The sequence below is a fragment of the Streptomyces sp. NPDC005898 genome (assembly GCF_040629635.1).
GTDB lineage: Bacteria > Actinomycetota > Actinomycetes > Streptomycetales > Streptomycetaceae > Streptomyces.
Genome location: NZ_JBEXWC010000003.1, coordinates 388659 through 402494, shown reverse-complemented (window position 1 = coordinate 402494; position 13836 = coordinate 388659). Strand labels below are relative to the sequence as shown.

The 13836-nt window shown below is 72.2% G+C and carries 8 protein-coding genes; 3 read left to right on the top strand and 5 right to left on the bottom strand.

Translation table 11 applies throughout. The features are described 5' to 3' along the window. Window positions 1-56: 56 nt before the first annotated feature. A complete protein-coding gene (locus tag ABZ385_RS07150) occupies window positions 57-1838 on the bottom strand; it encodes an ABC transporter ATP-binding protein (protein WP_358584247.1) in 1782 nt (593 codons plus the stop codon). Further along, the gene (locus ABZ385_RS07145) at window positions 1835-3781 is read right to left on the bottom strand and encodes an ABC transporter ATP-binding protein (RefSeq protein ID WP_358910293.1); all 1947 of its coding nucleotides are present in this window, start codon (window positions 3779-3781) and stop codon (window positions 1835-1837) included. The genes ABZ385_RS07150 and ABZ385_RS07145 overlap by 4 nt, the downstream gene beginning before the upstream one ends. Before the next feature lie 249 nt (window positions 3782-4030). On the opposite strand from ABZ385_RS07145, the gene ABZ385_RS07140 reads away from it, so the two are divergent. Further along, the gene (locus tag ABZ385_RS07140; RefSeq protein WP_358584249.1) at window positions 4031-4816 is read left to right on the top strand and encodes a L,D-transpeptidase family protein; all 786 of its coding nucleotides are present in this window, start codon (window positions 4031-4033) and stop codon (window positions 4814-4816) included. Window positions 4817-4916: 100 nt separating this feature from the next. Continuing rightward, window positions 4917-6551: a peptide-N4-asparagine amidase gene (locus tag ABZ385_RS07135; protein ID WP_358910219.1), complete on the top strand. Its 1635-nt coding sequence runs from the start codon at window positions 4917-4919 to the stop codon at window positions 6549-6551. Window positions 6552-6659: 108 nt separating this feature from the next. Here the strand turns inward: ABZ385_RS07135 and ABZ385_RS07130 are convergent, their stop codons facing one another. The 3 genes from ABZ385_RS07130 to ABZ385_RS07120 form a co-directional block, all read right to left on the bottom strand. Continuing rightward, window positions 6660-8150, bottom strand: a complete 1491-nt coding sequence (locus ABZ385_RS07130; protein WP_358910217.1) for a Gfo/Idh/MocA family oxidoreductase — start codon at window positions 8148-8150, stop codon at window positions 6660-6662. A gap of 207 nt (window positions 8151-8357) precedes the next feature. Then, window positions 8358-11288 carry an FAD-binding and (Fe-S)-binding domain-containing protein gene (locus ABZ385_RS07125; protein WP_358910215.1) on the bottom strand — a complete coding sequence of 977 codons (2931 nt, stop codon included), beginning with the start codon at window positions 11286-11288 and terminating at the stop codon, window positions 8358-8360. A 144-nt stretch (window positions 11289-11432) separates the two neighbouring features. Continuing rightward, window positions 11433-11888: a MarR family transcriptional regulator gene (locus ABZ385_RS07120; protein ID WP_358584254.1), complete on the bottom strand. Its 456-nt coding sequence runs from the start codon at window positions 11886-11888 to the stop codon at window positions 11433-11435. A 117-nt stretch (window positions 11889-12005) separates the two neighbouring features. Between ABZ385_RS07120 and ABZ385_RS07115 the strand changes: the two genes are divergently transcribed. Beyond that, window positions 12006-13811, top strand: coding sequence for an ABC transporter ATP-binding protein (locus ABZ385_RS07115; protein ID WP_358910213.1), 1806 nt, complete (start codon window positions 12006-12008; stop codon window positions 13809-13811). Window positions 13812-13836: the final 25 nt, after the last annotated feature.

Genomic DNA, 13836 nt, shown 5'->3' with positions numbered 1-13836 from the left:
CAAGGGCGAGCCGAGAGACGTCAGGCCCGCCCCTACCCCCACACGGACCGTCGAGGCTATCCGTGCCAGGACCGCCACAGTGCCGCGTACGCCCCGTCGGCGGACACCAGTTGGTCGTGGCTGCCGAGTTCGCTGATACGGCCGTTCTCGACCACCGCGATGACGTCCGCGTCGTGCGCGGTGTGCAGGCGGTGGGCGATCGCCACGACGGTGCGGCCGTCCAGGACACGGGCGAGCGAGCGTTCCAGGTGCCGTGCGGCACGCGGGTCGAGCAGCGACGTCGCTTCGTCCAGGACCAGGGTGTGCGGGTCGGCGAGGACGAGCCGGGCCAGCGCGATCTGCTGGGCCTGCGCGGGTGTCAGCGCGAACCCGCCGGAGCCGACCTCGGTGTCCAGGCCGGCGTCGAGCCCCCGTGCCCAGTCGGCCGCGTCGACGGCGCCGAGCGCGGCCCACAGTTCGGCGTCCCGCGCACCGGCCCGGGCGAGCAGGAGGTTGTCGCGGAGGGAGCCGACGAAGACGTGGTGCTCCTGGTTGACCAGCGCCACATGGGAACGCACTTCCTCGGCCGGCATGTCCGACAACGCGGCGCCGCCCAGCGTCACTTGCCCGGTGCGCGGGCCGTAGATGCCGGCGAGGAGCCGCCCCAGCGTGGACTTGCCCGCGCCCGAAGGGCCGACGAGGGCGACGCGCGAGCCGGGCTCGACGGCCAGGGACACCTCGCGCAGCACGTCCACGCCCTCGCGGTAGCCGAAGTGCACGTCGTCCGCGAGGACGTCACGGCCATGGGGGACCAGCGACGCGTCACCCGCGTCCGGCTCGATGTCGCGCACGCCGACGAGCCGGGCCAGGGACACCTGCGCCACCTGCAGCTCGTCGTACCAGCGCAGGATGATCCCCAGGGGGTCGACGAGCATCTGGGAGATCAGCACACCCGCGGTGAGCTGGCCCACGCCGATCCAGCCCTGGAGGACGAAGACTCCACCGATCATCAGCGTCGAACAGAGCACGGTGGTGTGGGTGAAGTTGATCACCGGGAAGAGGACCGAGCGCAGGTAGAGGGTGTAGCGCTCCCATGCGGTCCACTCCTTGATGCGGCGTTCGGACAGCTCGATGCGGCGCTCGCCGAGCCGGTGGGCCTCGATGGTGCGGCCCGCGTCGACGGTCTCCGCGAGGGCGGCGGCCACGGCGGCGTATCCGGCGGCCTCCGAACGGTAGGCGGCGCCCGCCCGCTTGAAGTACCAGCGGCAGCCCACGACGAGGAGCGGTACGGCGACGAGGACCGCGGGTGCCAGTGGCGGCGCGGTCACGACCAGGCCGCCGAGCAGCAGCGCCACCCACACCACGCCGATCGCGAGCTGCGGAACGGCCTCGCGCATGGCGTTGGCCAGGCGGTCGATGTCCGTGGTGATCCGGGAGAGCAGATCGCCCGTCCCCGCGCGCTCCAGGACACCCGGCGGCAGCCCGACGGACCGCACGAGGAAGTCCTCCCGCAGATCGGCCAGCATCCGCTCGCCGAGCATCGCCCCGCGCAGCCGCACCTCCCGTACGAAGTAGGCCTGCACGGCGAGGGCGAGCGCGAACAGGCCGATGGTGCGCTCCAGATGGAGGTCGCGGGCACCGTGAGAGACCTTCTCGACGAGGTCGCCGAGAAGGTACGGGCCGGCCATCGAGGCGACCACGGCGAGTGTGTTCACCGCGATGAGCAGCAGGAAGGCCCGGCGGTGGCGTCGGAACAGGTCGCGTACGTAAGCGCGGACGGTCGCGGGTGCGCCGATGGGCAGGGTGTCCGCGGTCGTCGGGGCCGCCGGGTCGTACTCCGGTGGCGCCAGGCCGATCATGCCGTCTCCTCGATGTCGAATGCCGTGAGGGCGTCCGCGCGGGCGCGCTCGTCGTCGGTCTCGCGGGTCACGACCGCGCGGTATCGCGGTTCGGCGTGCACCAGTTCGCGGTGCGAGCCCACGGCCGTGACCTCGCCGCCGGCCAGGAAGACCACCCGCTCGGCGCGGTCCAGGAGCAGGGGCGAGGAGGTGAGCACCACGGTGGTGCGTCCGGATCGCAGCCGGCGGATGCCGTCGCCGACCCGCGCCTCCGTGTGCGAGTCGACGGCGGACGTCGGCTCGTCGAGTACCAGGACCTCGGGGTCGGTGACCAGCGAGCGGGCCAGGGCGAGGCGCTGGCGCTGGCCTCCGGAGAGGGAGCGGCCGCGCTCCGTGAGGTGGGCGGCCATCGGGTCGTCGTCCACCGAGGCCTGGGCGAGGGCGGTCAGTACGTCCGCGCACTGGGCGGCCGCGAGCGCTTCCTCGGGGGTGACGGCCCCCGAGGCGGGCACGTCGAGGAGGTCACGGAGCGTTCCGGAGAGCAGCACGGGATCCTTGTCCTGGACCAGGACGGCGGTACGGGCGGCGGACAGCGGCAGGCCGTCGAGCGGTGCGTCCCCGAGGCGTACGGACGGCAGGCCCGAGGCCTCCTCGAAGGCCGGGTGGCCGCCGAGACGTTCGGCGATTCTGCCCGCCTCGTCCGGGTCGCCGCAGACCACGGCGGTGAACCGGCCGGCCGGGGCGAGGAGCCCGGTCACGGGGTCGTACAGGTCGCCGGTGGCCCGGGCGCCGCCCGGCCACGGGCGTGCGGCGCGCCCTCCACCCACGACGTCACCGGCTGCCTCGGCAGGCGGCGGCTCGGCCGGGCCGAAGGGCCTGCCCGGGGCGTGTTCCCGGTCCTGCCCCGAGGTCCGGCCCGAGGCCTGCTCCGGCATCCGCGCCGCACCGGAACCGGCCATGGGCTCAGCCGTGCGTTCCAGGGCCAGCACCCGTGCCGCCCGCTTCGCGGAGGGGCGGGAGAAGGAGTACGCCATGGCGATCTCCTCGAAGTGCCGCAGCGGGTAGTTGAGCAGCATCACCGCGCTGTAGACGGTGACCAGTTCGCCGACGGTGATCCGGCCCTCGCGGGCCAGATGCACGCCGTGCCAGACGACCGCGATCAGCAGCAGCCCCGGCATCAGGACCTGGGTGGCCGAGATCACCGCCCACATGCGGGCGCTGCGCACCGCGGCCGTTCGGACCTCCTGCGAGGCGCGGCGGTAGCGGTCGAGGAAGAGTTCCTCGCCGCCGATGCCGCGCAGGACCCGCAGACCGGCGACGGTGTCCGACGCCAGTTCGGTGGCCCGTCCGGCCTTCTCGCGCTGGAAGTCGGCCCGCCGGGTGGCGCGCGGCAGCAGAGGGAGCACGGCGAGCGCGAGCACCGGCATCCCGGCGGTGACGACGACGCCGAGCGCGGGCTGGTAGACGAGGAGGCCGACACAGACCAGGACGACTGTCAGGGCGGCCGCGGCGAACCGCGACAGGGTTTCCACGAACCAGCCGATCTTCTCGACGTCTCCGGTGGAGACCGCGACGACCTCACCGGCCGCGACGCGCCGGGTGAGGGCGGAGCCGAGCCGGGCGGTCTTACGGGCGAGGAGCTGCTGCACGCGGGCCGCGGCCGTGACCCAGTTGGTCACCGCGGTGCGGTGCAGCATCGTGTCGCCCAGCGCGATCCCCACGCCGAGGAGACCGATCAGCATGCCCGCGAGGGCGAGCCGTGCCCCGGACCGGTCGAGTACGGCCTCGACGGCGAGGCCGACCATGTAGGGCAGGCCCGCGATGGAGGTGAAGTGCAGCAGGCCCCAGGCGAGGGACTTCAGCTGCCCCCCGAGTTGGTTGCGGCCCAGCCACCACAGGAAGCGTGGCCCTGACCGGACATCAGGGAGGCCGGGGTCGGAATACGGAAGATCGCGAATCTGCATGACGTCCCAGGACTCGGAGCGGCTGCCGTCGGCTCGGGTGGGCCGCGAGGCGACGAGATCTCGCACGTGAGACCACGGTCGGGCTCGGGCCAGGGGAAGCGGGCGGCGGTGACGAGCTGTGAAAGGTTCGCCTCGGACGGTGGTCCGAGGCAAACGGTTTTCCGGCCGGGGGTAAAGAATCGGCTCCGAACCTCGCGTCGGCTCCGAGGCCGGGCGGGGGAACCGGACGCCGGATGCGACCATGGGCGGATGCGTATAGCCGGTGCGGTGCGAGCGGTGGTCGCGGCAGCGGCCTGCGGTGTCCTTCTGACGTCCTGTGGGAGCGACGGCTCGTCACAGGCGAAGACGAAGGACGACACCAGAGCCGGGGGAGCGGGCGGGGCGGGGGGCGCCGACCGGCGCGCCACCGGCCTGAAGAGCATCCCCGCGGTCGGCGACCGCCTGCAGGCGCGGATTCCCGCGGACTCCCGGCAGGTCCTCGCCGTGTACGGCGACGGTGAGGACTCGGCGAAGTCGACCGTCGTGCTCTACACGAAGGCCGCGAAAGCCGCAAAGCCCTCACGGGCCGAACGCGGGGAGAAGGACGCCACCTGGTCGAAGGTCCGCAGTTGGTCCGCCCACAACGGCAAGAAGGGCTGGACCACCGACCACCGCGAGAACGACAAGCGCAGCCCCGTCGGAGTGTTCACGCTCAGCGACGCGGGCGGTGTCCTCGCCGACCCGGGGTCCAAGTTCCCGTACACGAAGTCGTCCTCCATGCAGGCGCCGCACTACTGGCCCAAGACGCACTGGCACGATTTCGACTACGTCATCGCCATCGACTACAACCGCGCCAAGGGCACCCCGCCGAACGACCCGACGCGCCCGCAGGGGCAGGCGAAGGGCGGCAGCATCTGGCTGCACATGGACCACGGCAGCGGCACATCGGGCTGTGTGAGCCTGTCCAAGTCGGCCATGGAGTACCTGCTGCGCACCCTGGACCCGAAGCAGCACCCGGTCGTGGTGATGGGGGACAAGGCGAACCTCAAGGCGTGAACGCGGCCATGGAGGCCGCGGGGACGCAGGCGTGAGCACGGATATCAGTGGGGCCGAGGCCCCATTGCGGTGCACGACGACTGCCCCATAGAACACCTCCATGAGAAGACGCGTCATGTCCATGCTCGCGGGACTCACTCTCGCCGCGAGCGCACTCCTCGGCACGGGCCAGGCCACGGCCACGGCCGTCACCACACCCCCCGCCGAGTTCGGCACCGACTGGCACGACCCGTTCACCGCCGCGCCCCCGGTCCCCAAGCCGCGCACGAAGTCCTGTGCGGTGACGGTCGCCGAGGCGCGGTTCAAGGACTTCACGCCCTTCCAGGGGCGCTACACGCCTCCCGAGGAGTGCGGTGACCGCTGGGAGAAGGTGGTGCTGCGTCTGGACGGCAAGGTCAAGGGGCGGCAGTACGACCGGCTCGGTTATCTGCGCATCGGGGGCGTGGAGGTGTTCCGCACCTCCACTCCGGAGCCGTCCCCCGAGGGCATCGCCTGGTCCGTCGAGAAGGACGTCACCCGCTACAGCGAGACGCTGGGGCACGACCAGACGGTCGAGATGCTCATCGGGAACGTCGTCGACGACACCTACACGGGAATCATCGACGTCAAGGTCACACTGACGTTCTACGCGAAGAAAAAGGCGGCCGGGGTGAAGGCCGAGGCGGGGAACGCGCCGCCCGACCGCGTCCTCCCCCTGGGGGACGCGGTGAGGGACGGCGCCGCCCTCACCACCCCGCGCAACAGCGAACGCATCGTCGCCGAGGTCTACGCGACCGGCTCCGGCGGCGGCTGCGAGGAGTACTGGTACCTGACGGTGCCCGACACCGCGCCCTACTCCTGCACAGCGGACGACGGCCCCTACCGCGAGGTCCAGATCAAGGTCGACGGACGACTGGCCGGGGTCGCCGCGCCGTTCCCGACCGTGTGGACCGGCGGCTGGTCCAACCCGTTCCTCTGGTACGTGATCCCGGGCCCCCGCGCCTTCGACATCAAGCCCGTCGAGTACGACCTGACGCCGTTCGCCGGGCTCCTCAACGACGGCCGCCCGCACGAGGTGAAGGTCTCCGTCGTCGGCGTACCGAAGGCGCGGGCCGGCTGGAGCACCCCGGCGAACGTGCTGGTCTGGCAGGACGAGAAGCGCGAGCACGTCACCGGCGCCCTGACCCGCCATCGGGAGGGCGCCCCCACGAACACGTCCACGTACACACCCGCTTCCGGGGAGGTCGCGCACCGGCTCGACACCAGGGGCGGCCACCGGCTGAGCGTCTCCGGGTACGTGAACACCTCGCACGGCCGCGTCGCCACGACCGTGACCCGCACCCTCGCCACCACCTCCGCGCACCGCTGGACCGACGGCGAGTCGCTGGACGCGCTCCAGGCCACCTGGACCGACCGCGAGACGGTCACGACGGGCGGCGGGGCGGTGCGCACCGATCGCACGTACACCATGGACGGCACCACGACGCTCGGTACGGGAGACCGGCTGCGCACCGCAATCTCGCTCGGTGACCGTGCCGAGAAGGTCGTGACGCGCGGCCACCGGCGTGTGGGTGGGTCGGTGACCGACGACCGGTACGAGGGCGACGCGTCGTACCTCACTCAGGTGCCCCGCGAGGAGCGGCACGCCGTGGGCACCTCCCGCGAGCGCTATCGGCAGTACGGCGACACGGGCTGCCACGACCGTACGTTGGCGACCGTGCAGGGCGTACTGACGGAGGACCGACTGCGCTGCTGAGCTGGCCCACGACCCACGGCCCACGGCCCACGGCCACCGTCAATGGCCCACGGCCCACGGCCCACGCCCCGACGGCCCAGGGGGTCACGCCGAAGCCGGCAAGTACGCCTACGCGTCAGGCTTCGGCTTCGGCGAGTCCACCCCCGGACGCTCCCTCTCCCACAGCCCACGAGTGAAGTCGGGGATCGCCTGCGGCGCCCCCTTCGCCTTGATCGACAGGTGGCTCAGCGGCACGGGTGCCGTCCACGTCGCGGCGTCGTACACGTCGAAGTCCGGGACGAGGCCGAGCCGCATGGTCTGCATCAACCGGAAGATCATGATGTAGTCCATGCCGCCGTGGCCCCCCGGCGGGTCGGCGTGCTCCTTCCACAGCCAGTGGTCGAAATCGGCGTACTCGGAGAAGTCGGCCCACTTGTCGTCCGTGTGGTCCGGTTCGAGGTAGACGCGGGCGGGGTAGTCCTCGAAGACGCCCTTCGTGCCGCCCAGGCTGTTGACGCGGCTGTAGGGGTGCGGTGTCGAGACGTCGTGCTCCAGGCGGATGACCCGCCCCTTCGCCGTCTGAACGAGACTGATGGTGCGGTCGCTCTCGATGTACGTCTCCTTCCAGCTCGGGTCGCCCGCCGGCATGTGCGCCTCGCGGTACTCGGCGAGGCCGAGCGCGGGAGTGCCGAAGCTGGATATGTGGGTGACACGGTCGCCCCGGTTGACGTCCATGTAGTTGGCGACCGGGCCGAAGCCGTGGTTGGGGTAGAGGTCACCGCGCAGCCGGGTGTGCCACAGGCGGCGCCACGGCCCCTCGTAGTAGTCGGGGTCGAACATCAGGCCGCGCAGATCGTGGTTGTAGGCGCCCGCGCCGTGCAGCAGCCGGCCGAACTTGCCCGCGTGCGCCATCCGCAGGACCCGCATCTCGTTCTTGCCGTAACAGCAGTTCTCCAGCTGCATGCAGTGTCTGCGGGTGCGCTCCGAGAGGTCCACCAGCTCCCACAGCTCGTCCAGACGCATGGCGAGGGGGCACTCCACGCCCACGTGCTTGCCGCCCAGCATCGCCGACTTGCAGATGGCGAAGTGGGAGTCCCAGGGCGTCGCCGCGTACACGAAGTCGATGTCCCCGCGCCGGCACAGGTTCTCGTAGTCGTGCTCGCCCTTGGTGTACGTCGCCGGGGCCGGCTGACCGGCGGCGGTGACCTTCTGCGCGGCGGCCGCCGCCTTCTCCTTGACCGGGTCGCAGAGGGCGACGACGCGGACACCGGGAATCGCGAGGAACAGGTCGATCATGGAGCCGCCGCGGTTGCCGAGCCCGACGATGCCGACCCGTACCGTGGAGCGCCGCTGGAACGGCACGCCGATCATCGTCCTGCCCTTGCGGGCCGGCGTCTGCCCCGCGTCCTCGGCGGCGGCGCCGGTGGAGGCGGCTGCCGGCGTACCGGCATGTGCCGCGCCGCCCGCGAAGGCGCCGACACCGAGCCCGGCCCCGGCGAGCCCCGCCGTGCGCAGCACCGCGCGGCGCGAGCGGCCGTCTCCGGGTGTGCTCGTCGTTCCCGCCGCGCTCTCCTCGGGAGGGGCGCCGTCAGGGGTCGGTGTCGCGTTCTCGTCGTGCATCGGACCTCCGTAGCCTTATGTCGGGTGGTCTCCGCCACTGGGGCGGAAGCCACCCTGAGGGGGCCGCGACGGGGACGCAAGAGACGGAAGTGGTCGAGGAGTTGGACTTCTCCGCAGGGAGATCCGGACCGCACGGCGCCAGAGCTGAGGCGCGGATCGCACGGCACCAGGGGTGAGGTCCGGGAGCGAGGCCCCGCAGACCCACAGTCACACGCGGGGGAGCGGGCGCGTCGCACGCTCCAGTTCCAGAAGTACGGAGTGGTACCCGCGACCCGTGGCATGGTCCATGCCGACCTCGCACATGCGGTTCGCCGAGAGGTGGGCGTCGAAGGGGCGGGCGGTGACCTCGGCGGCCTCCTTGCGGGTGGCCGACTCCGTGAGTTCCCGGTGGAGCATGCCGCGGTCGCCCGCGAACGCGCAGCACCCCGCGTCGTCGGGCACGACCACCTCGTCCGCGCAGGCCTCCGCGACGGCGCGCAGCTGCGGCTCGTCCCCGAGGTGGTGCGTGGAGCACGTGGGGTGTAGGACCGCGGAGGCGATCGTGCGGTGCACGGTCAGGTGGGGGAGCAGCTCGTCGGCGGCCCAGACGACGGAGTCGAGGACGGTCAGTTCCCGGTGCAGGGCGCGGTTGTCGGCCGTCAGATACGGCACCACCTCCTGTGCGATGCCGAGCGTGCACGACGAGGCGTCGACGACCAGCGGCAGCCGGCCGCCCGCGGTCCAGCCCCAGGCCGCCTCGACGACGCGATTGGCCATGACCCTGTTGCCGGCGTCGTACCCCTTGGAGTGCCAGATCGTCGCGCAGCACGTCCCGGCGACGTCCCCGGGAATCCAGACGGGCCTGCCCGCGCGCGCGGAGACCGCCACGACCGCCTCGGGCAGCGAACGGTCGCCGGGGCCGCCGAAGACGCGGTTCACGCACGCCGGGTAGTAGACGGCCGCGGCGCCCGCGCGCGCGGTGCGGGGCAGGGTGCGCGGCGCGGCGCCGGGCATCCCCGGCAGCCACTCCGGGACGAGGTCGGGGCGTACGGCCTTGCGGGCGGTGCGGGTCACCGCGGTGAGCAGGCGGTCGTTGATCCGGTCCGCGGCGGCCACCGCGAGCCGCGCGGCCGCCTCGACGCCCTTGAAGTGGCGCGCGGCGAACGCAGCCGCCCGCTCCTCGCGCCGTGAGTGCCGCGCGTGCCGGAAGTCCTTCATCAGGGCGCCCGTGTCGATGCCGACGGGGCAGGCCAGTTTGCAGGTCGAGTCGCCCGCGCAGGTGTCCACGGCGTCGTATCCGTACGCCTCCACCAGGCCGTCCTCGACCGGGGAGCCCGGCGCCTGGCGCATCATCTCGCGGCGCAGGACGATGCGTTGACGCGGCGTTGTGGTCAGGTCACCACTGGGGCAGGTGGGTTCGCAGAAGCCGCACTCGATGCAGGGGTCGGCGAGGGGCTCCACCTTGGGGATGGTCTTCAGGCCCCGCAGATGGGCCTTGGGGTCACGGTCGAGCACCACGCGCGGGGCGAGTACGCCGTCCGGGTCGATGACCTGCTTGGTGCGCCACATCAACTCCGTGGCTTTCGGGCCCCATTCGAGCTCCAGGAAGGGGGCGATGTTGCGGCCCGTGGCGTGCTCGGCCTTCAGGGAGCCGTCGAAACGCTCCACGGTCAGTCGGCAGAACGCGTCCATGAAGGCGGCGTAGCGCCGCACGTCGGCGGGCAGCGCCGCGTCGAAGGCGAGCAGGAAGTGGAGGTTGCCGTGCGCGGCGTGGCCCGCGACGGCGGCGTCGAAGCCGTGGCGCGTCTGGAGGTCCAGGAGTGCCTCGCAGGCCTCGGCGAGCCGGCCCGGTGGCACCGCGAAGTCCTCGGTGATCAGCGTGGTCCCCGCGGGGCGGGCGCCGCCGACGGCGGTGACGAACGCCTTGCGCGCCGTCCAGTAGCCGCCGATCGTCCGCGCGTCGCGCGTGAAGGTGTTCGTCACGGACGGGACCGGCGCGATCAGTTCGAGCCGCCGCACCACCTCGGCGGCCGCCGCCTCGTACGCCTCCCGGGTCGCTTCGTCCGGCGCCCGGAACTCCACCAGGAGCGCGGCCGCCGACTTCGGGAGCCGGGCCCAGTCGGCCGGCACCCCGCGCACGCTGACCGAGGCACGCAGCGTATTGCCGTCCATCAGCTCGACGGCGAGCGCGCCCGCCGCGTTGAACAGCGGCACCGCCGCCGCGGCCGCAGGCAGCGAGGGGAAGAAGAGCAGCGCGGCGCTCAGGTGCCGCTCCAGCGGCAGCGTGTCGAAGACGACCTCCGAGATGAAGCCGAAGGTGCCCTGCGAGCCGACCATCAGACCGCGCAGGATCTCCACGGGCGTCGCACCGTCGAGAAAGGCGTCCAGGCGGTAACCGTTGGTGTTCTTGATCTGGTGCTTGGCGCGGACGCGGGCCACCAGCTCCGGGTCCGCCTCGATCTCGCGTTTGATCGCGAGCAGCCCCTCGCACAGGGCGGGCTCGGCGTGCGCCAGCCGCTCGTCGGCGTCCGGCTCGCCCGTGTCCACGACCGTGCCCGAGGGCAGGACGAAGGTGAGCGAGGCCACCGTGCGGTAGGAGTTGCGGGTGGTGCCCGCGGTCATGCCCGAGGCGTTGTTCGCGACGACGCCGCCGATGGTGCAGGCGACGGCGCTCGCCGGGTCGGGGCCGAGCACCCGGCCGAAGCGGGCGAGGGCGGCGTTGGCGCGGACGACCGTGGTGCCGGGGCCGATGCGGGCCCGCTCGCCCGAGCCGAGCACCTCGACGCCCGCCCAGTGCTTGCGCACGTCGACCAGGATGTCCTCGCCCTGGGCCTGGCCGTTGAGCGAGGTGCCCGCGGCGCGGAAGACGACCTCACGGCCCTTGCCGTGCGCGTAGGACAGGACGGCCGATACGTCGTCGATGTCCTCGGGGACGACCACGACCCGCGGCACGAAGCGGTAGGGGCTCGCGTCGGACGCGTACCGCACCAGGTCGGAGACCTTGGTGAGGACCTTGTCCGCGCCGAGCAGCGCGGTCAGTTCGCGGCGCAGCGGCTCCGGGGTGCCGGCGGCCCCGTAATCCGGCACCCGGTCCGGTGACGGGCCCGCGGCGCGCGCCGGGGGGCGCAGGGCGTCCGGCTCGGGCTCCAGCAGCGGCATGGGCTCTCCCTCGACGGCGGCGACGAGCCGATGACGACCCCTTCCCGCGGGTCAGCAACGGCCTTCCGGTCCTTCCGGCGCGCCAGCAACGGCCTTCCGGTCCTTCCGGCGCGCCAGCAACGGCCTTCCGGTCCTTCCGGCGCGTCAGCAACGGCCTTCCGGGTCGTCCAGCAGCGCGGTCAGCAGTCCGCCGAGGACCTCGCGCTGTTCGGCGGTCAGTGGGGCCAGGATCTCCTCCGCGGCGGCCCGGCGCGCGGCGCGCAGCTCTTTGAGGGCACTGTGCCCCGCATCGGTCAGTTCGATCCGGATGACCCGGCGATTGCTCGGATCCGGCACGCGCCGCACCAGGGCGCCCGACTCCAAGGTGCCCGACTCCAGGGCGTCCACCAGGCTCGTCACCGCGCGGGGCACCACTTCCAGGCGCTGCGCGAGGTCGGCCATGCGCGGCGGCGCCTCGTAGTGCGCGAGGGTGCGCAGCAGCCGGGACTGGGCCGGGGTGATGCCGACCGGCCCCAGGTGGTGCTTCTGGATGCGGTGCAGCCTGCGGGTGAGCCGCAGCAGCTGTTCGGCGAGGGGGCCGTCGGTGTCCGGGGCGCTCATGACGGGAAGTCCGGGGTACGCATGGCGGGAACATTATCAGGACCTAGTGCATTGTGAGTATAGGTAACAGTGAGCTATGCTCCCCGAAGAGCACCGTCCGACCTCCCGTAGGAGCCCATGCGTCACGACGAACCCACCTGGACGCCGCCGCCCCAGGCCCCCGGCCAGGAACCGCCGCGGCAGCTGCGCCGCATCCTCCGCCTCTTCCGCCCCTACCGGGGCCGTCTCGCGATCGTGGGCCTGCTGGTCTGCGCCGCCTCCCTCGTCTCGGTCGCCACCCCCTTCCTCCTGAGGGAGATCCTCGACACAGCGATCCCGCAGGGGCGCACCGGCCTGCTGAGCCTGCTGGCGCTCGGCATGATCCTGAGCGCGGTGGTCACGAGCGTCTTCGGGGTCCTGCAGACCCTGATCAGCACCTCCGTGGGGCAGCGGGTCATGCACGACCTGCGCACGGCCGTCTACGGCCGGCTGCAGAGCATGTCCCTGGCCTTCTTCACCCGCACCCGCACGGGCGAGGTCCAGTCCCGCATCGCCAACGACATCGGCGGCATGCAGGCGACCGTCACCTCCACCGCGACCTCCCTGGTCTCGAACCTCACGAGCGTGATCGCGACCGTCGTCGCCATGCTCGCCCTGGACTGGCGGCTGACCGTCGTCTCGCTGCTGCTGCTCCCGGTGTTCGTGTGGATCAGCCGTCGCGTCGGCCGTGAGCGCAAGAAGATCGCCACCCAGCGCCAGAAGCAGATGGCGGTGATGGCCGCGACCGTCACCGAGTCGCTCTCCGTGAGCGGCATCGTCCTCGGCCGCACGATGGGCCGCGCCGACTCGCTCACCCGGTCCTTCGCGGAGGAGTCCGAGCGGCTGGTCGACCTGGAGATCCGGTCGAACATGGCGGGGCGCTGGCGCATGGCCGTCATCTCGATCGTCATGGCCGCCATGCCCGCCGTCATCTACTGGAGCGCGGGCCTGGCCTTCCAGCTGGGCGGCCCGACCGTGTCGATCGGCACGCTCGTCGCCTTCGTGTCGCTCCAGCAGGGCCTGTTCCGGCCGACCGTCAGCCTGCTCTCCACCGGCGTGCAGATCCAGACCTCGCTCGCGCTCTTCCAGCGCATCTTCGAGTACCTGGACCTGACCGTCGACATCACCGAGCCGCCCCGGCCGGTCCGCCTCGACGCGATCAGGGGCGAGGTCCGCTTCGAGGACGTCGAGTTCCGCTACGACGAGAAGTCCGCGCCCACGCTCCAGGGCATCGACATCGCGATACCCGCGGGCGGCAGCCTGGCCGTCGTCGGGGCCACCGGCTCGGGCAAGTCGACCCTGAGCCACCTCGTCCCCCGGCTGTACGACGTCACGGGCGGCCGCGTCACCCTCGACGGCGTCGACGTGCGCGATCTGGACTTCGACACCCTCGCGCGGGCCGTCGGCGTGGTCTCCCAGGAGACCTACCTCTTCCATGCCTCGGTCGCCGACAACCTCCGCTTCGCCAAGCCCGACGCCACCGACGAGGAGCTGGTCACCGCGGCCCGGGCCGCCCAGATCCACGACCACATCGCCTCCCTGCCCGACGGGTACGACACGGTCGTGGGCGAGCGCGGCCACCGCTTCTCCGGAGGCGAGAAGCAGCGCCTGGCCATCGCGCGCACCATCCTGCGCGACCCGCCGGTCCTCATCCTCGACGAGGCGACCAGCGCCCTGGACACCCGCACCGAGCGGGCCGTGCAGGAGGCCATCGACGCCCTGTCGGCCGACCGCACCACCCTCACCATCGCCCACCGGCTCTCCACCGTCCGGGGCGCCGACCAGATCGTGGTCCTGGAGGCGGGGCGCACCGCCGAGCGCGGCACGCACGAGGAGCTCCTGGCCCGCGACGGGCGGTACGCCGCCCTGGTCCGCAGGGACGCCCAACTGGAGCCGACAACCTAGATATATGTCGGGAATAAGACTATTT

Excerpts from the sequence above, each read along its gene's own strand:
- ABZ385_RS07140 (WP_358584249.1), top strand. The coding sequence starts at position 4,031 with ATGCGTATAGCCGGTGCGGTGCGAGCGGTGGTCGCGGCAGCGGCCTGC.
- ABZ385_RS07120 (WP_358584254.1), bottom strand. The coding sequence starts at position 11,888 with ATGAGCGCCCCGGACACCGACGGCCCCCTCGCCGAACAGCTGCTGCGG.
- ABZ385_RS07150 (WP_358584247.1), bottom strand. The coding sequence starts at position 1,838 with ATGATCGGCCTGGCGCCACCGGAGTACGACCCGGCGGCCCCGACGACC.
- ABZ385_RS07125 (WP_358910215.1), bottom strand. The coding sequence starts at position 11,288 with ATGCCGCTGCTGGAGCCCGAGCCGGACGCCCTGCGCCCCCCGGCGCGC.
- ABZ385_RS07115 (WP_358910213.1), top strand. The coding sequence starts at position 12,006 with ATGCGTCACGACGAACCCACCTGGACGCCGCCGCCCCAGGCCCCCGGC.
- ABZ385_RS07130 (WP_358910217.1), bottom strand. The coding sequence starts at position 8,150 with ATGCACGACGAGAACGCGACACCGACCCCTGACGGCGCCCCTCCCGAG.
- ABZ385_RS07145 (WP_358910293.1), bottom strand. The coding sequence starts at position 3,781 with ATGCAGATTCGCGATCTTCCGTATTCCGACCCCGGCCTCCCTGATGTC.
- ABZ385_RS07135 (WP_358910219.1), top strand. The coding sequence starts at position 4,917 with ATGAGAAGACGCGTCATGTCCATGCTCGCGGGACTCACTCTCGCCGCG.